The following is a 24,166-nucleotide window of genomic DNA, read 5'->3' on the forward strand; positions in this document are numbered from 1 at the left end:
CGCGGCGTGGGGCCGACCGATGAAGCTCGCGCTGTTCGGCGTCGGCAACGCGGGCACCCGACTGGTCGATCGGCTGCTTGCGGCCGAATCGGCGCTCGACGGGTCGCTCACCGCCGGCAACGCCATCGCGTTCAACACCACGCCGTCGGCGTTCGCGGCAGCCGATCAGTTGGAGGACGAGCAGATGGTCGTTATCGGCGACACCCATCCCGACGTCGTCGCCCCCGAAGACGCGGGAGCCGACCGTCGGGAAGGGGTCGGGGGAGATCTTCATCTCGGCGTCGAGGCCGCCCGCGACGATCTCCCGGAGATCCGTCGGGCGCTCGATACGGTCGACGACACCGAAGTCGACGCAGCGCTGGTCGTCGCGGGCCTCGGCGGCGGCACCGGGGCCGGCCTCGGGAGCGTTCTCCTCGAAGAACTCAAGTCTATCTACGAGATCCCGGTGTACGTGCTGGGCGTGCTGCCCGCGAGCGACGAGTCCGACCGCCGGGCGTGGACCGCCGCCCGCGCGATCCGGACGGTCGTCCCGCTGGCCGACGCCGTCCTCCCCGTCGACAACGAGGCGTGGGACGCCGATGCCAGCGCTGCGCCGGTCGAAGACGGGGAGGACGACGATGCGACCGAGCCGTTCGCGGCGGTCAACGAGGCGGTCGCCGAGCGGGTCGTCTCGCTGTTCGCGGTCGGCGAGCGTGAGGGGCCGCCGCTGTCGGAGCTCCGGATGGACCCCAACGACATCGGCCGGACCCTCGAGGTCGGTGGGCTCGCCACAATCGGCCACGCACGGACCGAACTCGACGTCGAGTCCGAGGGATGGTTCGACCGGTTCCGCCGGCTGCTCGGATTCGACGTGCCGGAGCCCGAGCCTCAGACTGACGCGATGGGGATCAAACAGCTCGTCAAACGCGCACTCGAATCGCGGCTCACCCTGCCGTGTGACGTCTCGACGGCCGACCGGGTGCTGTTGGTCCTCTCGGGGCCACCGCGGGAGCTCTCCCGGAAGGGGTTCGAGACCGGCCGGAAACTCTTGGAAGACGAGACGGGGACCGTCGAGATTCTGGCCGGCGACGAGCCGTTGGACGACGCCGAGTCGATCACCGCGACGGTCCTGCTGTCGAACGTCACGGAGGTCCCACGGATCGAGGCGCTCCAAGAACGGGCCGTCGACTTCGAGCGCGAGCAGGCGGTCGACGAGGGATCGACCGACGAGACACCGGCCACCGAGCAGTCGGCGGCCGCGGAACCGAACAGTAAAGCGGCGACTACCGACGCGTCGACCGCCGAACAACCACCTGCCGCGGAGCCCGAGATGGGCGACGAACGGGAGACCGACGGGGAACCAACACCGGATCGGACGGTCGACGGGCAGGCGGACAAACCGGAAGCCGACGACGAAGCGACCGACGATCAGGCGGTCGACGAGCAGGCAGCCAGCGACAAAGAAGACGGGCAGGAAACCGGCGAGGAAGCGGACGAGGACGGCGAACACGGTTTCCAGTTCGAAGACGAGGATCCGGAGTCCTCGACCGACGAGGAGTCCGACGACTACACCGTCAAGGATCCGTTTAATTAGTCGGCGTATACTCATATACCTCCGTTGGAGAGGGCTTGCCGACCGAGCCGACTCCGGTATTCTGATAGCCTTCGACCGGGACGACGAGGTATGGACGCACACATCTCGACGTCGACGGTCGGTGGCACGACCCGAGCACCACCATCGAAGAGCTACACCCACCGGGCGATCCTCGCGGCGGGGTACAGCGACGGCGCGAGCGTCTTCGATCCGCTCGACAGCGCCGACCCGCGGGCGACGATGCGCGCGGTCGGGGCCTTCGGCGGGACGGTCGACCGCCACGAGGACCATCTCGAAATCACGGGGTTCGATGGCCGGCCCGAGGTCCCCGGCGACGTGATCGACTGCGCCAACAGCGGGACGACGATGCGGTTGGTGACCGCCGCGGCCGCGCTCGCCGACGGGTCGACGGTGCTGACCGGCGACGACTCGCTGCGCTCCCGTCCGCAGGGGCCGCTGCTGGAGGCCCTCGATGCGCTCGGCGTCCGCGCCGAGAGCACCCGCGGCAACGGACAGGCCCCGCTCGTAATCGAGGGGCCGCTGGCGGGCGGCACGGTCGACATCCCCGGCGACGTCTCCTCGCAGTACATCTCGGCGCTGTTGATGGCCGGCGCGGTTACGGATGGGGGGATCGAACTGAATCTGACGACCGACCTCAAAAGCGCCCCCTACGTCGACATCACCCTCGAAGTCCTCGAGGACTTCGGCGTCGCCGCCGAACCGGTCGGCGCGACAGGCGAGGGCGGCGTTCGGTCGGCCGGTGCGGAGGGGTTCGTCGTCGACGGTGGCCAGTCGTATGCGCCGACGGACGGCGAGTACCACGTCCCCGGCGACTTCTCGTCGATGTCCTACCTGCTGGCGGCGGGCGCAATCGCCGCCGACGAGTCGGTCGTCGTCGAGGGAGCCCAACCGAGCGCCCAAGGCGACAGCGCGATCGTCGGGGTTCTCGAAGCGATGGACGCCGACATCGCGTGGGACCGCGACGCAGGCGAGATCACCGTCGCCCGCTCCGACCTCACTGGGACCACAGTCGACGTCGGCGACACCCCGGACCTCCTGCCGACGATCGCCGTGTTGGGCGCGGTCGCCGCGGGAGACACCGTCATCGAGAACTGCGAACACGTCCGGTACAAGGAGACCGACCGGGTGAGCGCGATGGCCACCGAACTGGCAAAACTGGGTGTCTCGGTCACCGAAGAACACGACACCTTGACCATCCACGGCAGCGACTCGACGCTCTCGGGAGCAACCGTCGACGGCTACCACGACCACCGGATCATCATGTCGCTGGCAGTCGCCGGACTCGTCGCCGAGGGGACGACCACGGTTCGGGGAGCCGACCACGTCGACGTCTCGTTCCCCACCTTCTTCGACGTCCTCGACGACCTCGGGGGGAGGGTCGACCGAACCGACTGACGCCCGGATCGCCGGCGACCGGCCCGGGTTGCCGGCCGGTTAGTTACTGACTACCGATTAGTATTCACTGACTACGGCTCGGTCTGCGCCGCCTACCGGTCGACGGAGGGCGACTACTGGTCGGTCGTCGACTCGTTGGCCGGGTCGTCGGTGGCTGACTCGTTGGTTGTCGGCGGCTCGACGGAGACTGACTCGGCGAGGGCGGTCACGTTGTCGGCTTCGATCTCCCGGAACGAGCGTGGATAGACGGCAAACGTCACCACGAAATCGTCGCCGCGCTCGACGGCTTCGGTGACGTGGACGTCCAACTCGATCGGGAACCCCCCGACGTCCGTCGTGGCGGCAAATCTGGATTTTGTGGCCTGTTGATCGAGGACGGTCACGGTCTCGTCGGCATCGTGTTCCGGGTCGTCGATCGAGTCGTCCGCTGCCTCTACGAGCCCGACGAGCTCCCGCGTCGACTGCTCGGCGACCGGGTTCAGCGGCCGGCCGAACACGGCGAGCTTCGGCGTCGAAAACACCGCAAACCTCGCGGTCGTGGTCTCGGCGACCCCTTCGATACCGACCCGTCGCTCGTAGGTCGTCAGGTAGTTGCTGACGGTCACCGTCTCCGACTGACCGGCGAACGCGACGGTCTCCTCGGTCGTTCGCTGTTCGATACCGGCCAGTTCGTAGTCGGTCGCCGCGAGTACCGATTCGCTGACGCCCGCAGGGGTCGACTCGCTGTTCGTGGTCGCCAGCAGTCCGCCCAAACAGCCCGCCAGTCCGACAGTACCGGCGGCCGCCGCTCCGGCGAGGAGGGATCTCCGATTCATCAGCCGACAGAGACCGCCCGCGAGTAAGTGGCTGTCGGGTGGCTCCGGTGTCGACCGTACCCGGTGGGCTTCGAGCGGTTCGTCGAGCTGCGCCAGCCGGCCGCGGGTTTGGGCCGTCACTCCGCACGATCCGTCTCGCTTTCGACCCCTCCAGCGGAGTCGACGTCCTCGCGGTTCTCGGCGAGCCGTCGCTCGAACCACTGCCATTCGGCGGTGAACTGCCCGGTCTCCTTGAGGTTCCAGACGTCGGCGTCCGTTACTTTCGGCCCGATCCGGAACGACTGAAACAGGTTCAGCGCCCAGATGCCGAGTCCAACGATGAGAAGGACCGCGCCGAAGGTTGCCAACTGCTGGAGCACCTCGAATTCGGCGGGGTAGGCCGCCCGTCGACGGGGGAGCCCGAGGTAGCCGAGCGCGAGCAGCGGCGTAAACGTCGTAAACACGCCGACGATGGTGACGTAGGCGTGGACCTTCGCGGCCGTCCGGTTGTACATCCGGCCGGTCAACAGAGGGAACCAGAAGTAGCCCGCCGCAAACGCCATGAACGTGATGATGCCGACGACGATGAAGTGGAAGTGGCCGACGACGTAGTAGGTGTCGTGGAGCACGAGGTCGACCGGGATCGACGCGAGGAAGACGCCGGTGACGCCGCCGATGATGAACGTGCCGACCGCGCCGATCGAGAAGATCATCGGCGTCGTCAGCCGGATCGAGCCACCCCACAAGGTAGTAATCCAGTTGAACACCTTGACCGCCGAGGGGATGGCGATAGCGATCGAGACGGCCATAAACGCCGCCCGGAGCCGGGGGTCGATCCCGGTGGCGAACATGTGGTGGGCCCAGACGCCGAACGACAGCACCCCGATCGCCAGCGTGGAGTAGACGATGAACTTGAAGCCGAACAGTCTGCGGCCCGCGAACTTCGGGAGGATGTAGCTCACGAGCCCGAACGCCGGCAACACGAGGATGTACACCTCGGGATGACCGAAGAACCAAAACAGGTGTTGCCACAGGACCGGCCCGCCCTCGGCGGTGAAGAAGGCGGTGCCGACGTTCCGGTCGGCCAGCAACATCAGCAGCGCGCTGCCGAGCAGCGGAAAGGCAAACAGCACGATCCCGCTGGTGGTGAGGATCGTCCACGAGAAGATGTCGAGGTTCGACCACGTCACCCGCTCACCGCGCATGGTGAAGATGGTCGCGATGATGTTGATCGCCCCCATCACCGTAGCGAGGCCGCTGAGATGGAGGCCCAACAGCAGCAGGTCCATCTGGGGGTTTTCGAGCGTCGTCGACAGCGGGACGTAGAGCGTCCAGCCGCTGGCCGGCGGTTCGAGGATCAGTAAGACGGGGATGTCGATCCCGAACGCCAGAAGGAACTTGCCGAGCACCTCGGTGAGCAGGCCGGCCCGTGCCAACAGAAAGGCCATCGGAATCAACCAGAACGCGATGGCGTTGATCCGCGGGAACGCCATATCTTCGGCGTCCAGCAGGATCGGGATGAAGTAGTTGGCGAAGCCGAAGAAAACGGGCGTGACGAAGAAAAACAGCATCGTCAGCCCGTGCATCGTGAAGACGGCGTTGTAGGTCTGGGGGTCCCAGATGGTCGGGTTCGCGGTGAACAGTTCGGCCCGCATCATCATCCCGTCGGTCGCCCCCCACGTCCCGGCGGCGATCCCGAAGAGGATGTAGAGGATGCCGATGTCCTTGTGATCAACCGTCGTCAGCCACCGGAAGATCCCACCGGGCTTGTGTTCGTACTCCGTCCCTCGCCCCGGCAGATACGCCGACAAGCCACCATCGGGGCGAAGGCGTGTGTCGGTCGACTCCGAGCGGGTCGCACGCCGAGCCACCAGCACCGCCGCGCCAACAAAGCAGACGGCAAAGACGGCCAGTATGGCGAGAGTTACCCGCACGATCGACCACTCCCGGAGTGCTGGGAACACATATCACACCCCTACCGTCTCGGGACTGTTAGAAGTGTTTGCGTGCTGTCAAGAATGTCGGTCGACGGGATAGATTCGGCGAGCGGGACTCAGGGCGCGTTCCGGTCGACACCCTGCTCACGGGGACGATCGGCGGTCGACTCGGCAGTGTCGCCGAACCGCTGATAAAACGCCCCCAACAGGAAGCCGTAGGCGAGGTGGGCGGCGATGGTGAAGCCGGCGAACACCGCCAAGAGTGGGCCGGAGATGTCGCCACGGCCAAGGACGAAAAACGCGATCCAGAGAGCGGTTCCGAGGATCATTCCGTTTGAGGGCGGGTCGTCGAACGGTAGCGAGGGCTCGATGGCGACGAACAGCAGCGGCCAGATCACCGTTCCGACGAACGCGAAGACCACGAAGCCGATGAAGGTGTTACCGGGCATCCCGACGTAGCGGGCGACCGCGTCGAAGGCCCGGATCTGCTCGCGGGTCTCGACTTCCAACATCAGAAACAGCAGTGACATCACCGAGATACCGGTCGCGCCGCCGAGTATCCCCCCGGCGATCCGGTTCACGCCGACTCACCAGTTGTCATGGCCCATAGCACCGCCGCAGTCGGCATAAAACTCGGTTTCAGTCGTCGACCACGACAGTCGACTGTGCGTGGCAGTTCCGACCGCCACCGACCGCGCAGTCAGTGCAATTAACTCGATGAACCCGTACTACCAGCCATGAGTACGACCGTACCCCGACGACCGGCGACCGACTGGACGCGAGGGCCCGGCCGATGACACGCCAGTACGCCCCCGTCTCCCCGCCGGTCGCGCTGACGATCGCCGGCAGCGATTCAGGCGGCGGCGCAGGCATCCAAGCCGACCTCAAGACGATGGAGGCTCACGACGCCTTCGGGACCTCGGTGGTCACCGCGACGACCGCCCAGAACACCGCCGGCGTCCACGACGTACACGTCCTGCCGAACGATCACATCGTCGCCCAGTACGAGGCCGTCGACGACGATTTCGCCGTCGGGGCGATCAAGACAGGGATGCTAGCCACGGCGCCGGTGATCGAGACCGTCGTCGACTGTCTGGCCGACTACGCGGGCCCCGTGGTCGTCGACCCCGTGATGGTCGCCGCCACGGGCGATCGGCTGCTGAGCGAGGACGCCGAGGACGCGTACACGAAACTCATCGCGCAGTCGACGCTGGTCACGCCGAACGTCGACGAGGCCGAGATCATCACCGGGATGGCGATCGACGACGCGGCCGACGCCGAGGCCGCCGCCCGCCAGTTGGTCGACGACGGGGCCGACGCCGCGCTCGTCAAGGGCGGTCATCTCGGCGGCGACGAGGTGGTCGACACGCTGGTCGTCGGTGGCGACGACCCCCGAACTGAACGGTTCAGCCACCCTCGGGTCGACACCGAGGGGACCCACGGCTCGGGCTGTACACTGTCGAGTGCGATCGCCGCGCGGCTGGCCGGCGGCGAGTCGCTGACCGAAGCGGTCGCCGGCGGCGTCGCGTTCATGGAGCGGGCGGTCCGCTACGGGATCGACGTCGGCTCGGGACCGGGATCGGTCCACCACATGGTCGACCTCCGTGAGCGGGCCGACCGCGTGGCCGTCAGCGAGGCCCTCGCATCGATCGGAGAGCGGCTGGCCGACGGCCCCGCCGAGGCAGGGCTGACGGTCGTCGGCGTGAGCCGGTACGCCGAGACGGCCGCCGCGGTGATCGACGACCGGTTCGCACCGAACGGCCACGAGGCCCCGTCGACGCCCGACGATCCCGTCGCGGCAGCCGAACTCGCCGAGCGATTGCTAGAGGCCCGCGAATCGCACCCCGAACTCCGGTTTGCGGCCGGCTGTGGGCTCACTGATGGCGTCGACACCGCACTGGCGGCGGTCGATGGGCCGGTCGCCGAAGCCACCGACACTGAGGCGCTCGCGGCGGCTGAGTGGGAAGACCGAACCGGGATCGTCGTCTTCGCTCCCGATGTCGACACGCTGATCGAGCGACTGTTGGCGATCGGCGAAGCGATAGAAACCGGCGAGTAGGCGGTGACTACGGTCGGGTAGGCGGTGGCTACCGGTGGTCAGCGAACGAGTCGGCTACAGGAGCCACAGAGGTTCTCCTCTTTGACGTCGACCTCGCGGACGGTGGGCGAGAAACTCATCACGCATTTGGAGTTGTCGCAGTGTTCGAGGCCGAGGGTGTGGCCGATCTCGTGGATGACTTCCTTGCGGACCCGATCGGCGAAGACGGCGGTTTCGGGTTTGGCGGAGATCCCACCGTCGGAGGAGGTCTGGAGGCGGTGGGTCGAGATGACCGAGCCGTTGCCGTTGAGGTAGGCCAGCCCGAAGACGTAGTTGCGCCGGCGGTAGTAGAGGTCCTTGGCGGTGATGCCGATGTTTTTGTCGCCCGAGCCGACACGGCTGACCAGTTCGATCAGATCCTCGGCGCGGTGTTGGTTCCGGTTGGGGTCGAACGCGCCGTCGGGGACCGGCTGGCCGTCTTCGACCCGCACCTCACAGCCGTAGACCGAGCGAAGACTGGCGGATGACTCCCGCTTGACCTGTGCGGGAACGTCCCCGATCGGCACGATGTCGACACGCATGCAGTGCGATATGGAGGGGTTGTTATTAAGCCTCACGCCGGATCGGCGTCACGTCTCCCGGTTGGCCGCCCGGCGGTGGCGTCTCGGTACGTTTTTTTCAGTGCCCCGTCTCGGTCCGGCCGATGGACGTAGACACGGTGGTGCTCGATATCGACGGCGTACTGGTCGACGTGGCCGACTCCTACCGGCGGGCGGTCGTCGACAGCGTCGACCGCGTGTACGGCGCGACGGTCGACCGCGAGGCCATTCAGGCCCTGAAGGACGCCGGCGGCTTCAACAACGACTGGCTGGTGACCGACGCCGTGGCCCTCTACGTGTTGGCCGACCGAGCGGGGTACGACGCCGATGTCGCCGCCTACGCCGACGGCATCGCCACCCACGGCGGCGGGCTGGAGGGCGCGGAGGCCACGCTCGCGGCCGAACTGCCGAACGCCACCTTCGAGTCGGTCGTCGACGAGTGGGACCCCGACGAACTCCGCGAGGTGTTCCAAGCCCTCTATCTCGGTGCCGACCTGTATCGGGAGCTCGAAGACGGCGAGCCGCCGTTCGAGACGGCGGGCTACATCCACGACGAGCCCGTCATCGCCGACGCACAAACGCTGGCAGCGCTGACCGACCGCTACAACGTCGGCGTCGTGACGGGTCGACCCGCCGCCGAGGCGACGATCGCGCTGGATCGCGTCGGGCTGGACGTCGAGGACGCCCACCGCTTTACGATGGACAACTGGGAGCAGGGCAAGCCCCACCCCTACGCGCTGCTGACGCTGGCCGACCGGTTCGGTTCCGACGCCGTCGTCTTCGTCGGCGACACCCTCGACGACATCGAGACCGCCGTCAACGCGGACCGCGAGGATCCGGAGACGGTCTACAAGGGGATCGGCGTACTCACCGGTGGCCTGACCGGCGAGGCGGGCCGCGCGAAGTTCGCCGCCGTTGGGGCCGCCGCGGTACTCGGGTCGATCAACGAACTACCGGCGTATCTACGGTAGCAGCGCGACCGATTCGCTGGCCGTCCGTACGAACACCGCCTTTCGATACGACGGGCGGTCACGACGGGGAGTCCCGGTTCCGAACGGGAAGCGTGATCGTTCGATCGGTGGCGAATAACGCAAAGAGGGCGAACAGTGCGTAGAGTGCCGGTTCGTTCGTCCAGAGACCCGCGACTCCACAGACGCCAAGGACGCCGAGGCGATTCACATGAACGTCCATACTGGAATGGTTCGAATCCCGTGAGAAAAATCTGTCGACGGGTCGCTCGACGCGAACCGGATGGCCGACCGTGACATCGATACCGGGAGGGTTCGCCGCACACGCAAGTCTTAGGGCCGAACCGCTCCGACTGTGTGGCATGCGAATCGCACTCCTCGGCGGCACTGGCGATATCGGCGAAGGCCTCGCGCTTCGATGGGCGTTCCACTCCGACCACGAGATCGTGATCGGCTCCCGCGATCCGGAAAAGGCACGGGCGAAAGCCGACGAGTACCAGGAGACGATCGAGAGTCGGGGCGTCGACACCAAGCTCACCGGGTTCGAAAACGCAATGGCCGCCGACCGTGCCGACGTGGTCGTCCTCGCCGTACCGGCCTACCACATCGCCGACACCATCGAGGCCGTCGAAGACTCCCTAGAGGAAGGCGACATCCTCGTCACGCCCGCAACGGGGATGAAACGCGACGAGGACGGCTTCCACTACCACAAACCGGGGGCGGGCAGCGTGACCAAGATCGCGGTCGACGCCGCTCCCGAAGGAGTCCCGGTCGTCGGCGCGTTCCACAACCTCGCCGCCGGACGACTGACCGATCTGGATGCCGACTTGGGGATCGATACGCTGGTGCTCGCGGACGACGAGTCGGCGAAGTCGACGGTCGCCTCGCTCGCCGAAGATATCGACGGCCTTCGCGCGCTGGATGCCGGCGGCATCGCCAACGCTGCCGAGGTGGAGTCGGTGACGCCACTGTTGATCAACGTCGCCATGAACAACGACGGCCTCCACGATCTGGGCGTCCGGTTCGACTAGCCTAATAAATACACGGCTGCTACTTATACACGAAGACGGTTACTCGGCACAGAGGTCGACGAAGTTCCGCAGAATCTGCAGCCCGGTCTCGCCGCTCTTTTCGGGGTGGAACTGGGTACCGAAGACGGTTCCCTCTTCGTTGGCGATCACCGCAGGGAAGTCGACGCCGTAGTCGGCGGTGGCGACGACGGCGTTGTCGTCGTCGGGGTCGGCGTAGTAGGAGTGGACGAAGTAGGCGTACTCCCCGTCGACGCCCTCGACGATGGGGTGGTCGCGCTGGACGTCGAGTTCGTTCCAGCCCATGTGTGGGACCTTGCGGTCGACATCGAAGCGGACGTTGGTGCCGGGGACGAAGCTCAACCCCTCGACGTCGCCCTCGCCGGCGTGTTCGGCCTCCTCGCTCGATCCAAGGAGCATCTGCATCCCGAGACAGATCCCGAAGATGGGCTGGCCGCGGTCGGCGGCGTCGGCGAGTGCCTCCCGATAGGGGCCGGCGTTGTCCATCCCCTCGCGGAACGCGCCCACGCCGGGAAGGACGATGCCGTCGGCGTCGGCGAACGTCTCGGGGTCTTCGGTGATCGTCACGTCGGCACCGGCGCGTTCCAGTCCACGGGTGACGCTCCGGAGGTTTCCGAGCCCGTAGTCGACGACGACGATCTCGGCGGCCGTCTGGGCGGGTGGGGTCGTACTCATAGATGGTAGTCAGTGGGCGGGGTGCAAGTGGCTTTCCGTTCACGCAACGAGTCGACCGGACGGACACGCAGATAACGGGACCCAGAGAGCCTCAGAAGTGACCGGCAGATTCGTTCGAATACTGTAGATCGCCGCCGCGGCCGCCTTCGACCGTATCGGCTCCTGTATCGCCAGTAGAGGGGACCTTGACTTCGACGTTTTCGATCTCATCGAACTCCATGAACATGTCGCGTTTGATGTTCTGGGCGGTGACGTTGGAGATCCCACAGCCCGAACAGGTGCCGCCGAGTTCGACGACGACCTGTCCGGTCTCGGCGTCGGCCTCCCGGACCACGCTGGTGCCGCCGTGCATCTGGATGATCGGCATCTGTTTGACCATCCATGTCTCGACTCGTGATTTGAGGCTCTCGTTCTCGTCGCTCATTGGATACCGTTTGGGGCTGCAACTATGGGTAAGTTGTGGTTCGCCTGCGAATCAGTCACAAACGATCATCCGCGTTCGAGCCGGTCGACCGGCCGCATTCAGACGGCCACTCAGAGCCGCGAGCGGTCGCCAGTGCCGTCGGTGAGCGCGCTGGCGATCGCGCCCTTGACGACGACGTCGTCGCCGTGGTCGGTCAGCATGACCTCGGGGATGTTCGCCATCACCATCTCGTCGAGGCGCTCTCGGAGGGGGTCGACCACCAGTTCAGGGTTGTTGAGCGCGACCGCGCCGCCGACGCTGATCACCAGCGGGGCGTAAGCGTGGACGATGTTGGCGACGCCCATCGCGTTCCAGTGGGTGACCTGCTCGATGACGTGGGCCGCAAACCGGTCGGAGCCGGCGTGGTCGAAGACGTCGACCGCCGAGAAGTCCGGATCTTCGAGGGGGAGGGCGGTGTCGATGGGATCCTCGTCGTGGAGTCGCCGGGCGTACTCGGGGATGTTGTTGCCCGAACAGTAGGCCTCCCAGTGGCCGTCGTGGCCGCAGCCACAGGTCATGATTCCCTGCGGATCGAGCGTCATGTGGCCGACTTCGCCCGCGTTGCCGTCCCAGCCCGCGATGACGTGGCCGTCGACACAGACGCCCGCGCCGATCCCCGACGACATCGTCAGGTAGACCATGTCGTCGGGGTTGCGCTCGGAGTGGAACCGTTCGCCGATGACGCCGGCGTTGGTGTCGTTGTGGAGGTAGACTTTCTCGGTGTTCAGCAGTTTCGAGATCGGCCCCGTCAGCGGGATCCGCTCGATTGCGTCGGGGAGGTTCGCGGGGTCTTCGACCGCGCCAGCGGCGAGATCCAGCGGGCCGATCGAGCCGATACCACAGGCCGCCGCCACCGAGGGGGCGATCCCGACCTCGCCGCAGGCCTCCCGAATGAGATCGAGGATTCGTTCGGTGACTGCGATGCCGCTCGGTCCGCGCGGCGTCGACCCGCGGGCAGTACCGAGGATCGTCGACGACTCGTCCGCGACGACCGCCCGCACGTTCGTTGCCCCGAGATCGACGCCCACGTAGTAGGCCATCACGCAAACAGGGCGGGCGATACTACTTAATTAAGCCGTTTTTACTCAGGACCGAGTACCGTTCCCACGGTCACATCGATCGACCCGTCCGGCGACGGTCGCAACAGTGAGCCGTCGGCTCCGGCGGGGAGACGTCGACTGCGGTCCCGGAGGCGTCGGCTACGTCGCCCCGAGCCAGTAGTCAGTAGTCGGGGGCGTCGTCCTCGACGGTGCGTTTCATCGACTCGCGGCGGGATTTGGCGTCCCGACCGGTGGCCTCCAGGAGGAACTCGTTTTTCAGCGAGACCGCCTCGGCGGCCGCGTCGGCGTCGCCGTCGGCGATGACCTCCTCGGCGGGTCGCTCCTCGAAGTGGACCGCGAGTTTGTCCTTCTTGCCGCTGTAGGCGGCCGCACCGGCGAGAATCCGGTCGAAGGCGGGGTTGTCGGGGTCGGCGACGACGTACAGTTCGTGGCCGTTTACCTCTTCGGTACCGGTGACGGGCCCGAAGTACGATTCGATCGTCGACTCGAGGTCGGGGACGCGGTCGTCGAGATGCTCGCCGCGACGCATCTTGTACTCCTTCATCGGCCATCCGTTTGCGAGGCGACGGTTTACCTGTTTCGTCGTTCCGATCCGGCCTCAGATCGGCCGCTCGGAAATATAGCCGCGTTTGCAGTCCGGACAGATGTCGCCGGCCCGCATCGAGGAGTCGCCGGCCAGCCGCGAGAAGCCACACTCCGGGCAGTAGAACTCCGTCTCGATGTCGTCGACGGTCGGCTCGTACTCGACGGACGCCTCCTCGGCGCGGGTAAAAGACAGCTCGGCCTCGCCGTCGGCCTCGGTCTCGGTGATTTCGGGGGTGAACCCGCCGCCGAAAGTCATGTCCTCGCCGCCGTCCTCGGGCGGTTCTTCGGCGGCGAACCCCTCGTCGTCGCCCTCGACGTCCGGCCACGCCCGGTCGCTTTCGGCTGGGTCGTCGCCGTCGTCGTACTCCGGCCACTCGCCGGGCTCCCGGTCGGCCGTCTGCTCGGCGTCGGAGGCAGCCGCCGAAGCGGGCCCGTCATCGGCGTCGGCCTCGGCGGCCGGCTCGTCGTCGAGGATCACGCCGTCGTCGCCGGCGGTCTCGACCGGCTCGGCAGCCGCCGCCTCCACGTCGTCGACGGTCATGTTGTCGGGCTCGGCGGCCCCGAGGTCGGCGGGCTCGGCGTCGGCCTCGGTGTCGTCGGCCGGCCCGTCGTCGATGATCTCCGCGTCGTCGGTCGTCGACTCGTCGATCGTGATCCCGGTGTCGGCGGGGGCGGCGGCCGCCGCGGGTTCGACCGGCTCGGCGGCCGGCTCGTCGCCCGGCTGGACGTCGGCGGTTGCCCCCGCGGCGTCAGTGTCGGCGGCCGGCTGGGCGACCTCGCCCTCGGCGGCGGTCGCAGTGTCGGTGAGCTGGTCGATCGAGGTGACCTCGGTATTCTCGCTGACGACCCGCCGTTCGCCACACCGGGTGCAGGTTTTGACCTCGTTGACCGTGATGACGACTTCGTTTCCCTGTTCTTCGCGTTCGCGTTCGAGTTCTGGCTCGCCGAAATCGTGGCTGAGCAGACACCGGAGTCCCATTAGCCCACATATCGATGTTGATGACTAAAAGCTACTCCCTCCGTCCGCCGTCCGTCTGACACGACCATTCCCTCCGGTAGAGGTAAATTCATCCCGTTGGTATGTGTTGGTATGGGAGCAAAGCCCGAGTACCGGGACCGTCCGGCCGTCGAGGTCGACGTGCTCGATGCGCTCGTCGAGCACGCCGAGGAGGGGATGACCGTCCTCGAACTGCGCGCGGTCGTCGAGACCGATATCGATGGCATCGAGACCGCGCTTGAAACGCTGAAAGCCGACGGCCTCATCACCGTCGACGAGCAGGGTGGGACGGTCCGCATCCAACCGGCCGACCACGTGATCGACACGAATCCGGTCCCCGACGATGACCCGACGCTGGTCGATGTCATCCGGGATCGACTCGGCTTGTAACCCGCGAGGCGTCGCTGTTTTACTCCATCGGGACATTGGACCGGTAATGACGCTCGTCGGAGACAGTCACACCGATCTCGGTGCGACGTTTACCACCTACAGCGGCCGCGAGGTCGTCGACCACTACGGCCGGCCGGCGGTCGCCCACCGGGCAGTCCGCAACGGGGTCGGCGTGATCGAGATGGGGTACGGCATCGTCGCAATCGAGGGCGACGATCGCATCGAGTACGTCGACAACATCGTCTCCAACCGCGTCCCAGAAGCAAACGGCGAGGGCTGCTACGCGCTACTGTTGACCCCACAGGGCCGGATCCGGGCCGACCTCTACATCTACAACGCCGGCGAGAAACTCCTGCTGTTTACGCCGCCGGCCGAGGCCGGACCGCTGGCCTCCGAGTGGCGCGAGAAGGTGTTCATCCAGGACGTCGAGATCAGCGACGCCAGCGAGGAGTTCGGCGTCTTCGGCGTCCACGGCCCGATGTCGACCGAGAAGATCGCCTCGGTGCTCAACCACGCGGGCGCGCCGGAACCCGAACTCACCTTCGAGCGCGGCTCGATGGGCGACGCCGGGGTGACTGTCGTCGCCAGCGACAACCCGACCGGCGAGGAGGGGTACGAGGTGATCTGTGGGGCCGCCGACGCCGAGGAGCTGTTGGACACGCTCATCAACCGCGGGCTCAACGCCGCGCCCTTCGGCTACCGAACGTGGGAGTCGCTGACGCTCGAAGCCGGCACGCCGCTGTTCGAGTCCGAACTCGACGGCCGGATCCCCAACACTGCCGGCCTCCGACACGGGCTGGACTTCGAGAAGGGGTGTTACGTCGGCCAAGAGCTGGTCTCGAAGGTCGACAACCGCGGTCGGCCGAGTTCCCGACTCGTCGGGCTGCGGACCGACGACCTCGTCGACGCCGGGGCAACGGTGGCCGCCGACGGAAGCGAGGTCGGCGAGATCACGCGGGCGATCGAAAGCCCGTCGCTCGACGCGCCGATCGCGCTGGCGTTCGTCGACTTCGAGGCGGTCCTCGATGGGGTCGCAGTCGAAACGGAGGCGGGGGGAACCGACGCCGAGGCCGTCGACCTCCCGTTCGTGACCGGGAGTGCGGACTCCCTGCGGCTGCCGAGCTACGGTCCGGCCGCCGACCAGTGATCAGGACAACAGCCGTTTGAGGTGGGTCTTCGAGAAGAACGACGACGGTTTGTCCATGTGGACGCCGATCTCGCCGGCCAACAGCCGGAGGCCGAACTGCTGGACCGGCTCGGGCAGCGAGTAGGCCCGGCGAAGCAGGTGGCCCATCCGGATCTCGGTCGACAGCGTCTGGCGCCACGCCGACTCGTAGATCCCCAGCGACGCCGGCCGGTCGGGCCGGATATGCCGGGCCGCACAGTCGGCGGCGGTCATCCCATACAGGATGCCGCCGCCGGTGAACGGCTTGGTCTGGCCTGCGGCATCACCGATTAGAAAGACCCGGTCGGTCGACACCGACTCCGGCGGGCCGATCGGGATCGCGCCCGAACAGAAGCGGTCGGTCTCGACACCGTACTGCGTGGTGAGACGGTCGAACAGCCCGGTCACGTCGTCGCTCGGCGGTGCGGCCAGCCCGTACTCGACGCCCGCCTCGCCGCGAGGGATGCGCCACGCGAAAAAGCCGGGGACGGTGAGGTGGACGTCGACCGTCTCGGTGTGGTCGACCTCGTCGGTAAACGCCAACACGCCGTGGAGTTTCTCGCCCGGTTCAGGGAGCCCCGCGGCCTGCCGAACCCGCGAGACGGGGCCGTCGCAGCCGGCGACCATCTTCGCCTCGAACGCCGTGGTTCCCTCCTCGCCGGCGACGCTCGCGGTGACGTCGACGTGGTCGGACTGTTCCTCGACGGCGGTGACGGTGTGACCCTCCCGAACGTCGGCGCCGGCCCGCCGGGCGCAGTCGGCGAGTGTCCGGTCGAGTTCGACGCGGTCGATGACGTTCGAGACTTCCTCGGTCTTATAAAATAGGTGGGCGTCGCTGTCGGGGCCACCAGTATAGAAATTCGCGCCGTAGATCCGGTTCTCGAAGAGTTCGTCGCGGGCGGAGTCGGGGACGTACGCCCAGATGTCGGTGCTGACGTGGCCCGAGCAGGCCAGTGGCTCGCCGACGGTCCCCTTTTCGAGGGCGAGGACGTCGTAGCCCGACTCGGCCGCACGCCGGGCGAACCGCGCGCCGGCGGGCCCGACGCCAACGACGACGAAATCGTACATACCCGAGCGTGGGGGTCGATTTGCATATAGTTTGTTAGTTCATATCCTCCGTCCAGCGAGCGAGCAGTCGATCCACCGGATCGATCGGGCCGAGTAGCCAGCGCCTACCACGACCGAAACGGCCGTTCCAGTCGTCTTCGCGTTCCTCGACGCGCTACTCGATTTCCGCCACTCGATCGGTGGTGTCGGTTTCGTCGGCAGCCTGTCGACGGCGATACCATACGACGGCGATAACAGCGATCCCGAGGAGGACGCCGACGATCATAAGAAGCGCGAGCAGAACGACGACGACATCCGGTCCGACGGGTATCTGAAAGAGGGTGGCTGACATGTGCGAGTCTGCGGCGTTCTGGTAAAAAACGCCGCCGGTCACTCAAAAACGGAGACCGGCCCGCGCGACGGCCGGTCGGTCAGCGGGTCGTCCCACGGGACGTCGACCCATTCCTGTGAGTCGCCCCGATACCTTGTTAGTCGCCGTATACCATCGGCCCGCGGACCGTCCAAGGGCTAGCACGGCACGAACGACGTCTTCACACTCATCACAGTCAGCCGGGTCGGACTGGAAAACCACACGAAACCAACCGATAAAAACGGTTAGTCGTCGCTCGGGACCTGTGCAGGCTTGCGACGGTCCGACCGGGGGCCGTCCATGTCGACCGCAGGCAGGTAATCCCGGAGATATCGCCCCGTGTGGGAGTCGTCGGTCCGGGCAACCGCTTCGGGCGTCCCGCTGGCGACGACCTCGCCGCCGCCCTCGCCGCCCTCGGGACCGAGGTCGACGATGTGGTCGGCGTTCTTGACCAGATCGAGTTCGTGTTCGATGACGACCACGCTGTTGCCGTTGTCGACCAGCCGCTGGAGGACGTCGATCAGTTTGCGTTCGTCCTCCTTGTGGAGGCCGGTCGTCGGCTCGTCAAGCAGGTAGAGCGTGTCGCCGGTCTGCTTTTTGCCCAGTTCCTCGGCGAGTTTGACGCGCTGGGCCTCACCGCCCGAGAGGGTCGTCGACGGTTGGCCGAGCGACATATAGCCCAACCCGACGTCCTTCAGCAGTTTGAGCCGTCTGCGGATCTGGGAGTTGGCCTCGAAGAACTCAAAGGCCTCACTGACCTCCATGTCGAGTACGTCGGCGATCGTCTTGTCCTTGTAGGTCACATCGAGCGTCTCGTCGTTGTAGCGTGCGCCGCCACACTCCTCGCAGGGAACGTGGACATCCGAGAGGAAGTTCATCTCGATTTTGACCGTGCCCTGCCCGCCACAGGCCTCACACCGGCCGCCCTTGACGTTAAACGAGAAGCGGCCCTTCTTGTAGCCACGCTGTTTCGAGAGCTTCGTTTCGGCGAACAGCTCGCGGATGTAGTCGAAGACGCCGGTGTAGGTCGCGGGGTTGGATCGCGGCGTGCGGCCGATCGGGCTCTGGTCGATCAGCCGAACCGTTTCGATGTCGTCGACGCCCTCCAAGGCGTCGTGGTCGCCGGGGTCGACGCTGGTGTTGTCGTTCATCTGGCGCGCCAGTCCTTTATATAGGATATCGTGCACGAGTGTCGACTTCCCGGATCCTGAAACGCCGGTGACGGCCGTAAAGACGCCCAGCGGGATCGAGACGTCGAGATCGGTGAGGTTGTGCTGGCGCGCACCGCGGATCGTGAGTTCGCCGTCGGCCTCGCGCCGGTCCTCGGGGACAGGGATTTCCTTGCGGCCCGACAGGTAGTCGCCGGTGACCGAGTCGTCGGCTGCACAGATCTCGTCGAACTCGCCTTGGACGACGATCTCGCCGCCGCGCTTGCCGGGGCCCGGTCCCATGTCGATGACGTTGTCGGCCCGGCGCATCGTCTCCTCGTCGTGTTCGACGACGATCAGGGTGTTGCCGAGGTCGCGCAACCCCTCAAGGGTGTTGAGTAGGCGGTCGTTATCGCGCTGGTGGAGGCCGATCGACGGCTCGTCGAGGACATAGAGAACTCCTACCAGCCCCGAACCGACCTGTGTGGCCAGTCGGATTCGCTGGCTCTCGCCGCCCGACAAGGTCGAAGCCTCGCGGTCGAGGGTGAGATATTCGAGGCCGACTTCCTCCATGAAGCCGAGCCGCGCGCGGATCTCCTTGAGGATCTCGGTCGCAATCGTCCGGTCACGCTCCGAGAGGTTGGATTCGAGCCCCTCGAAGTGGCGGCGTGCATCGCCGATCGACATCTTGTTGACCTCGGTGATCGAGGTCCCGTCGACCAGCACGTGTCGGGACTGCTCTTTGAGCCGCGTCCCTTCACAGACCGGACAGTCGGTGACGGCCATGTAGTCCTCGATGTGCTCGCGGGTCCCCTCGGAGTCGGTCTCGACGTGGCGGCGTTCGAGATTGGGAATGACACCCTCGAACCGCTTTTCCTTGCGCCGGGTGCCGTTTCGGGTCGACCGCTCGAAGACGACCTGGCGGTCGGTGCCGTAGAGGAACTGCCGCTGGATGTCGTCGTCGATCTCCTCCCACGGGGTCTCGACGCTCAGGCCGAAGTGCGCCGCCACGGAGTCGATCCGCGTCCGGTAGTACGAGCGGTTGTAGCTCCAGGCCTCGAAAACGTCCTTGAGCGGTTTGGAGGGGTCCTGGACGACGAGGTCCTCGTCGACCTCCTTGGCCTGACCGATCCCCTCACACTCGGGGCAGGCCCCGTGCGGACTGTTGAAGGAGAACGAGCGGGTTTCGATCTCCGAAAACTGGAAGTCGCTGTTGGGGTTGCCCAGTGCCTCGGAGAGTTCCACGACGAGGCGATCGTCACCGTCTCCGGCGAGATCCCCGGTCGACCGCGAGTTCGAACCGAGCGGCGGCTCGGCCGGCGGATCGGGGACGATCAGCTTGAGGACGCCGTCGGCCTCCTCCAGAGCAGTCTCAACGCTGTCGGTGATCCGCGAGCGGGCGTCCGCCGAGAGCTTCACGCGGTCGACGATCACGTCGATCGTGTGGTCGAAGTTCTTGTCGAGATCCGGCTTCTCGATGGTGAGATCGAACTGCTCGCCGTCGACTTCGACCCGGGAGTACCCCTCCGAGACGAGGTCGTCGAACAGATCCTCGAAGGCCCCCTTTTGATCCCGGACGACGGGCGCAGCGATCATCGCCCGCGTGCCCTCGGGGAATTCGAGCAGTTGGCGAACCATCTCTTGGGCGCTCTGTTCGCCGACCTCCTCGCCGGTGAGCGGGTCGTACTGTGTGCCGATCCGGGCGTACAACAGCCGCAAGTAATCGTGGAGTTCGGTGACCGTCCCGACCGTCGACCGGGGGTTGTTGGCGGCGTTCTTCTGGTCGATCGAGATCGCCGGCGACAATCCCTCGACGGCCTCGACTTTCGGTTTGTCCATCTGCCCGAGGAAGTTCCGGGCGTAGGCCGACAACGACTCGATGTAGCGCCGCTGGCCCTCGGCGTAGATCGTATCGAAGGCGAGAGATGACTTGCCGGAGCCCGAGAGGCCAGTAACGACGGTAAACGCCTCGCGGGGAATCTCGACGTCGAGTTCCTTGAGGTTGTGTTCCTCCGCGCCACGGACTGTGATCTGGTCTTTACTCATGCTGAAGCGCGTCTCGACAGCAGTGGTCGTCGGTCGTCAGCGATGGCCCAGTGCATACGTGCGAATGGGTGGCGAGGAACTTAACCCGCCCGTTCTGTGGGACCGTGTACCGCTACAAAAGGGTATAGGCGGTTCCTACCGGTGAGTAGGCGATTCCTACTACCACGAGCGGCCACCGCGAGGCGTCGGGTGGCTCCCGAGAGTCCCACTCGACCTCGAATTACTCCCGGTAGCCGTCGACCATGTTCTCGACGTATTTGGCGATCACGTCGACCTCGACGTGGACCGGATCGCCGACGGCCTTCTCCCGGAGGGTCGTCTGCTCGTAGGTCGTCGGGATGATCGCCACCTCGAAGCGCCCGGCCTCGCGGTCGAGCGCCGCGACGGTCAGCGAGATGCCGTCGAGACAGATCGACCCCTTGTCGACGACGTACTGGCCGTGGTCGGCGGGCAGTTCGAAGGCGAACCGCCAGTCCTCGCCGACTTCCTCGATCCCGGTAATCGTGGTGACGGTGTCGACGTGGCCCTGGACGACGTGGCCGTCGAACCGACCGTCGGCGGCCATCGCGCGCTCGACGTTGACCGCGTCGCCGACCGCTACCTCGCCGAGGTAGGTCTTCTCGACCGTCTCGCTCGCCAGAAAGACCTCGAACCAGTCCGCGTCGTCGTCCTCGCCGAAGGCCTCGACGGTGAGACAGACGCCGCTGACGCTGATCGACTGCCCGTGGTGGAGGTCATCGAGATCCGACGCCCGAATCCGGAGCCGGCGGCCGTCTTCGTCGGCCTCGACCCCGACCACTTCGCCCGCGGTTTCGACGATCCCGGTGAACATACCTGACCAACGTGGGACGGACAAAAAGCCGTTGTGACTCCGGGTGGACCCGGAGTAACCGCCGATTCCCCGGTCGACCCGCCGCGCTCAGTCGAAGTCAGTCGGGCTGCCGTCCCCCGTCAGTGGCGACGTCCGACAGCAGCGTCTCGAAGGAGTCGACGCGGTAGTCGCCGAGCACACATCGCCCCCGCCGCTGGGGGCCGTGGCGCTCGACGTGGATCCCGTCGAGGCCGGCGTTCCACGCCGCGCCGATGTCGCTTTCGCCGTCGCCCGCAAGGACGCCGCGGTGGTCGGCGTCGACGCCCAACTCGGCCATCGCATGGGCGACCGGCGCGGGGTCGGGTTTCCAGCCGAGATCCTCGGTACAGCAGACGACCGTATCGAACCAGTCACCGATGTCGAGATGGTCGAGGACGGGCCGAGTCAAGAACTCCTGGCAGTGGGTCACGACGCCGACCGGCACCGACCGGCGCTGCATCCGGCGCATGAAGGCCGCCGCGTCGGTGTGGAGATACGTCGACTCCGCCCGGCGCTGGGGGTCTTCCTCGTCGTGGAAGACGGGCCAAAACGCCTCGGGGTCGACGCCCCACTGCCGGAGCTGTGGGTTCCGCGGGCCGCCGAGGCCGTGCCAGAGGATTTCGGCCTCCCGGTCGGTAAACTGGCGGCCCAGCCGGTCGCCGACGCGGTCGAACACCTCGCGGGTGTAGCCCCACTCGGTGTCGATCAGCGTCCCGTCGAGGTCGAACAGCCAGAAATCGTACTCCTCGGTGACCATTCACCGCCCGTTACGCAGGCGACCCATATGTGCGTTCCGACCGTCGGGGTCGAGTCCACTCCGACCGTGTGTCGCCAGCCACTCAGGTGCCCGGCCGGACGTGGATCGAACTCCCGAGGTGGTTGTGGAGCACCTCGTCGACCGAGTCGGCGTTGAACCGGTCGAGATCCGCTGCGATCTCGGCATTCAGTGCATCGAGATACGACCGATCGGTTTCGAGTTCACTGAACGAAATCGAGTCGACCGGCACGTCGAGGTGGTCTTCGGCGACCGATCGCATGTGGGCCGCATCGCCGACCGCGCCGCGCCAGAGGTGCTGCTGGAAGAACAGCCACCCCTCCTCGCCCGGCGTCGGGGCGGGGATCCGGAGGACGGTCTCGAACTCGTTGGGGTCGACCTGGACGCCGTCGGGACCGAGCCGGAGCCGGATCCGGAACACGTAGGCGGCCATCCGCAGGTTAGTACTCGTCGTCGAACTGCTCGGCGAGCCGGATGTCGTCGTCGGTGATCCCGCCGGCCTCATGGCTCGTCAGTCGAACCTCGACGCTCCGGAAGCCGATGATCAACTCGGGGTGGTGGAACGCCTCGTCGGCGATCTCCGCGAGGTCGCTCGCGAACGAAACACCGTTGAGGTAGTCGTCGAACTCATAAACGCGGACGATCTCGTCGCCCTCGCGGTCCCACTCGTCGGGAAGCTGTGCAGCTATCTCCTCATCACTCAGGGTCATACTGGATGGTCGACGCCCGGCTCAATAACAGTTGGTGCCGGCCGGCTCGATCGCGTGGCCGACCGCAGCCAGCACCGCTGCCCGAATCGCTCTCCGCCGGATCTGTTGCTCCGATATTATTTATACAAGGACGAGGCGAACTCCCGACAAGAGCGTCTTCAATGGGATTCCGTACGTCACGCCGGTCCAAGCACCAGTCGACTACTGCTGGCGGGCGAACCGCTCGTCAGCAGCAGTCGACCGGCCAGCACGAGGGGTCGACTGGAGCCGTCTGGACCAGAACCATCGAGCAAGGCGAACAGCATTACGGGATGGCGATCCCCGACGACGGGACCCTCCAGCGGTTACAGATCGCCGAGGAAACCTACGGACTGCAGGTCCACGACTGGGTCGACGAGGGGATGCCCGCCGACATCTTGGGCAAGACGCGGGATATGGAGGCCTTCCGCCAGCGGCAGGCCAACCGCCCGCCCGAAGTGCCGACGAACATCGAACGGCAGAACCGCCGGTCGGTGTTACGGAGCGAGCAGGCCGCCGCCGAAATGGAGTCGGCTGGTGAGACGGGTGTTCCTGATGCGGTTCGGGAGGTGATTTCGTCGAGCGGCCGGTCGCTGGACGCCTCCATTCAACGCGCGATGGAAGACCGTATGGGCGACTCGCTCGGCGACGTGCGGATTCACACCGGTCCGCAGGCCGCGGCAGCCTGTGAGTCGATCAACGCCCGCGCGTTCACCGTTGGCAATCACGTCGCGTTCAACGCCGGCGAGTACGATCCGGAGTCAACAGAGGGCCAGCACGTACTGGCTCACGAACTCGCACACGTGAGACAGCAAACTCAGGGTGCGGTGTCGATGCTGCCGCAGGAGGATATGGAGTTGGAGGTCGACCCAGACCCTGCTCTTGAACGTGAGGCCGAGGAGACGGCACAGCGCGTGATGGCTGGTGGTGATCTCGGGATTCAGCGACTGGCTGGTACCGAGGTTCACGTTCAGCGGGCCGGTCTCGGGAGCCTATCCTCACAGAGCGACCGGAGCCCTAGTGAGAGCGCTAGCAAGGCAAACTCATCCACCTACGAAGAAGTGAATATAGTCGTTGATGAAGTGACAGCCGATCCCGAGGCGCTTGCCGAAGAAGTCGAGCAGATCAAAGCCAATCAGGCGAAGCTGTTCGCAGAGATGGCTCCCGACTCGGCGGGCTCGAAGGTCGCCAAGTCGTCAGCGAAAGGTGCCGTCGGTGCCGTCGGTGGACTCATCGGCGCAGCCGCAGGGTCGGCACTACTTCCTGGATTCGGCACACTTGGCGGTGCTGCTGTTGGCCAAGAGATGGCCAAGGGGATTGCCGGTGATGTCACGAAAACCCTCACCGGTAGTGCTTACGAGAAGGGTAGTGAGGTTGTGAGTGGGAAAGCAAGTGATGCGAAAGAGTACGTCGACCAGCTTATCGAGAAGAAACTTGGAAAGTATCTCGATAGGTCCGATACAGGTTCTGACAACACGAAATTCTAAAACAA

At 66.1% G+C, this 24,166-nt stretch carries 25 protein-coding genes; 8 read left to right on the forward strand and 17 right to left on the reverse strand.

Annotated elements, in window-relative coordinates; genetic code table 11:
• The first annotated feature begins 19 nt into the window (after window positions 1-19).
• Entirely contained in the window at window positions 20-1,573 is a 1,554-nt protein-coding gene (locus NKJ34_RS10235) for a cell division protein FtsZ (protein ID WP_253738202.1), read from the forward strand.
• Window positions 1,574-1,663: 90 nt separating this feature from the next.
• Window positions 1,664-2,989 carry a 3-phosphoshikimate 1-carboxyvinyltransferase gene (aroA, locus tag NKJ34_RS10240; protein ID WP_253738203.1) on the forward strand — a complete coding sequence of 442 codons (1,326 nt, stop codon included), beginning with the start codon at window positions 1,664-1,666 and terminating at the stop codon, window positions 2,987-2,989.
• A 113-nt stretch (window positions 2,990-3,102) separates the two neighbouring features.
• Here the strand turns inward: aroA and NKJ34_RS10245 are convergent, their stop codons facing one another.
• The 3 genes from NKJ34_RS10245 to NKJ34_RS10255 form a co-directional block, all read right to left on the reverse strand.
• Entirely contained in the window at window positions 3,103-3,804 is a 702-nt protein-coding gene (locus tag NKJ34_RS10245) for a DUF6517 family protein (protein ID WP_253738204.1), read from the reverse strand.
• A 116-nt stretch (window positions 3,805-3,920) separates the two neighbouring features.
• Window positions 3,921-5,660, reverse strand: a complete 1,740-nt coding sequence (locus NKJ34_RS10250; protein WP_425491815.1) for a cbb3-type cytochrome c oxidase subunit I — start codon at window positions 5,658-5,660, stop codon at window positions 3,921-3,923.
• A gap of 176 nt (window positions 5,661-5,836) precedes the next feature.
• Window positions 5,837-6,301 carry a DUF6789 family protein gene (locus tag NKJ34_RS10255; protein ID WP_253738206.1) on the reverse strand — a complete coding sequence of 155 codons (465 nt, stop codon included), beginning with the start codon at window positions 6,299-6,301 and terminating at the stop codon, window positions 5,837-5,839.
• 212 nt (window positions 6,302-6,513) lie between these two features.
• On the opposite strand from NKJ34_RS10255, the gene thiD reads away from it, so the two are divergent.
• On the forward strand, window positions 6,514-7,779 hold the full coding sequence (gene thiD, locus NKJ34_RS15975; protein WP_253738207.1) for a bifunctional hydroxymethylpyrimidine kinase/phosphomethylpyrimidine kinase: 1,266 nt from the start codon (window positions 6,514-6,516) through the stop codon (window positions 7,777-7,779).
• A 38-nt stretch (window positions 7,780-7,817) separates the two neighbouring features.
• Here the strand turns inward: thiD and NKJ34_RS10265 are convergent, their stop codons facing one another.
• Window positions 7,818-8,339: an archaemetzincin family Zn-dependent metalloprotease gene (locus NKJ34_RS10265; RefSeq protein ID WP_253738208.1), complete on the reverse strand. Its 522-nt coding sequence runs from the start codon at window positions 8,337-8,339 to the stop codon at window positions 7,818-7,820.
• A 122-nt stretch (window positions 8,340-8,461) separates the two neighbouring features.
• Here NKJ34_RS10265 and NKJ34_RS10270 point away from each other — a divergent pair, with 122 nt between their 5' ends.
• Window positions 8,462-9,328 carry a TIGR01548 family HAD-type hydrolase gene (locus NKJ34_RS10270; protein WP_253738209.1) on the forward strand — a complete coding sequence of 289 codons (867 nt, stop codon included), beginning with the start codon at window positions 8,462-8,464 and terminating at the stop codon, window positions 9,326-9,328.
• A 58-nt stretch (window positions 9,329-9,386) separates the two neighbouring features.
• On the opposite strand, the gene NKJ34_RS10275 is transcribed toward NKJ34_RS10270, so the two are convergent.
• Window positions 9,387-9,548 carry a hypothetical protein gene (locus NKJ34_RS10275; RefSeq protein ID WP_253738210.1) on the reverse strand — a complete coding sequence of 54 codons (162 nt, stop codon included), beginning with the start codon at window positions 9,546-9,548 and terminating at the stop codon, window positions 9,387-9,389.
• A 139-nt stretch (window positions 9,549-9,687) separates the two neighbouring features.
• Here NKJ34_RS10275 and npdG point away from each other — a divergent pair, with 139 nt between their 5' ends.
• Window positions 9,688-10,356, forward strand: a complete 669-nt coding sequence (gene npdG / locus NKJ34_RS10280) for an NADPH-dependent F420 reductase (RefSeq protein ID WP_253738211.1) — start codon at window positions 9,688-9,690, stop codon at window positions 10,354-10,356.
• Window positions 10,357-10,395: 39 nt separating this feature from the next.
• Here npdG and hisH read toward each other — a convergent pair whose 3' ends face one another.
• The 5 genes from hisH to NKJ34_RS10305 all read right to left on the reverse strand — a co-directional run bounded on the left by hisH (window position 10,396) and on the right by NKJ34_RS10305 (window position 14,137).
• A complete protein-coding gene (gene hisH / locus NKJ34_RS10285; RefSeq protein WP_253738212.1) occupies window positions 10,396-11,049 on the reverse strand; it encodes an imidazole glycerol phosphate synthase subunit HisH in 654 nt (217 codons plus the stop codon).
• Window positions 11,050-11,140: 91 nt separating this feature from the next.
• On the reverse strand, window positions 11,141-11,473 hold the full coding sequence (locus NKJ34_RS10290; RefSeq protein ID WP_253738213.1) for a NifU family protein: 333 nt from the start codon (window positions 11,471-11,473) through the stop codon (window positions 11,141-11,143).
• Between the two features lie 110 nt (window positions 11,474-11,583).
• Window positions 11,584-12,552 carry an ROK family protein gene (locus NKJ34_RS10295; protein ID WP_253738214.1) on the reverse strand — a complete coding sequence of 323 codons (969 nt, stop codon included), beginning with the start codon at window positions 12,550-12,552 and terminating at the stop codon, window positions 11,584-11,586.
• Between the two features lie 181 nt (window positions 12,553-12,733).
• Complete coding sequence (locus tag NKJ34_RS10300; RefSeq protein ID WP_253738215.1) at window positions 12,734-13,117, reverse strand: DUF5611 family protein; 384 nt, start codon at window positions 13,115-13,117, stop codon at window positions 12,734-12,736.
• Window positions 13,118-13,171: 54 nt separating this feature from the next.
• On the reverse strand, window positions 13,172-14,137 hold the full coding sequence (locus tag NKJ34_RS10305; protein WP_253738216.1) for a DUF7093 family protein: 966 nt from the start codon (window positions 14,135-14,137) through the stop codon (window positions 13,172-13,174).
• Window positions 14,138-14,248: 111 nt separating this feature from the next.
• On the opposite strand from NKJ34_RS10305, the gene NKJ34_RS10310 reads away from it, so the two are divergent.
• Window positions 14,249-14,545 carry a DUF6432 family protein gene (locus NKJ34_RS10310; protein WP_253738217.1) on the forward strand — a complete coding sequence of 99 codons (297 nt, stop codon included), beginning with the start codon at window positions 14,249-14,251 and terminating at the stop codon, window positions 14,543-14,545.
• Between the two features lie 46 nt (window positions 14,546-14,591).
• On the forward strand, window positions 14,592-15,692 hold the full coding sequence (gene ygfZ, locus NKJ34_RS10315) for a CAF17-like 4Fe-4S cluster assembly/insertion protein YgfZ (protein ID WP_253738218.1): 1,101 nt from the start codon (window positions 14,592-14,594) through the stop codon (window positions 15,690-15,692).
• Here ygfZ and NKJ34_RS10320 read toward each other — a convergent pair whose 3' ends face one another.
• The 7 genes from NKJ34_RS10320 to NKJ34_RS10350 all read right to left on the reverse strand — a co-directional run bounded on the left by NKJ34_RS10320 (window position 15,693) and on the right by NKJ34_RS10350 (window position 22,656).
• Window positions 15,693-16,778: a geranylgeranyl reductase family protein gene (locus tag NKJ34_RS10320; RefSeq protein ID WP_253738219.1), complete on the reverse strand. Its 1,086-nt coding sequence runs from the start codon at window positions 16,776-16,778 to the stop codon at window positions 15,693-15,695. It lies immediately after the preceding gene.
• Between the two features lie 154 nt (window positions 16,779-16,932).
• Complete coding sequence (locus tag NKJ34_RS10325; RefSeq protein WP_253738220.1) at window positions 16,933-17,151, reverse strand: hypothetical protein; 219 nt, start codon at window positions 17,149-17,151, stop codon at window positions 16,933-16,935.
• 221 nt (window positions 17,152-17,372) lie between these two features.
• Entirely contained in the window at window positions 17,373-20,321 is a 2,949-nt protein-coding gene (gene uvrA / locus NKJ34_RS10330) for an excinuclease ABC subunit UvrA (protein ID WP_253738221.1), read from the reverse strand.
• A 220-nt stretch (window positions 20,322-20,541) separates the two neighbouring features.
• A complete protein-coding gene (locus NKJ34_RS10335; protein WP_253738222.1) occupies window positions 20,542-21,153 on the reverse strand; it encodes a riboflavin synthase in 612 nt (203 codons plus the stop codon).
• 97 nt (window positions 21,154-21,250) lie between these two features.
• Window positions 21,251-21,928: an HAD family hydrolase gene (locus NKJ34_RS10340; protein ID WP_253738223.1), complete on the reverse strand. Its 678-nt coding sequence runs from the start codon at window positions 21,926-21,928 to the stop codon at window positions 21,251-21,253.
• A gap of 82 nt (window positions 21,929-22,010) precedes the next feature.
• Window positions 22,011-22,379 carry an LWR-salt protein gene (gene lwrS / locus NKJ34_RS10345; RefSeq protein ID WP_253738224.1) on the reverse strand — a complete coding sequence of 123 codons (369 nt, stop codon included), beginning with the start codon at window positions 22,377-22,379 and terminating at the stop codon, window positions 22,011-22,013.
• Window positions 22,380-22,386: 7 nt separating this feature from the next.
• The gene (locus tag NKJ34_RS10350; protein WP_253738225.1) at window positions 22,387-22,656 is read right to left on the reverse strand and encodes a 4a-hydroxytetrahydrobiopterin dehydratase; all 270 of its coding nucleotides are present in this window, start codon (window positions 22,654-22,656) and stop codon (window positions 22,387-22,389) included.
• Between the two features lie 311 nt (window positions 22,657-22,967).
• On the opposite strand from NKJ34_RS10350, the gene NKJ34_RS10355 reads away from it, so the two are divergent.
• The gene (locus tag NKJ34_RS10355; RefSeq protein ID WP_253738380.1) at window positions 22,968-24,161 is read left to right on the forward strand and encodes an eCIS core domain-containing protein; all 1,194 of its coding nucleotides are present in this window, start codon (window positions 22,968-22,970) and stop codon (window positions 24,159-24,161) included.
• The last annotated feature ends 5 nt before the right edge of the window (window positions 24,162-24,166 follow it).

It is taken from the genome of Halohasta salina (genome assembly GCF_024178165.1).
Taxonomy (GTDB): Archaea; Halobacteriota; Halobacteria; order Halobacteriales; family Haloferacaceae; genus Halohasta; species Halohasta salina.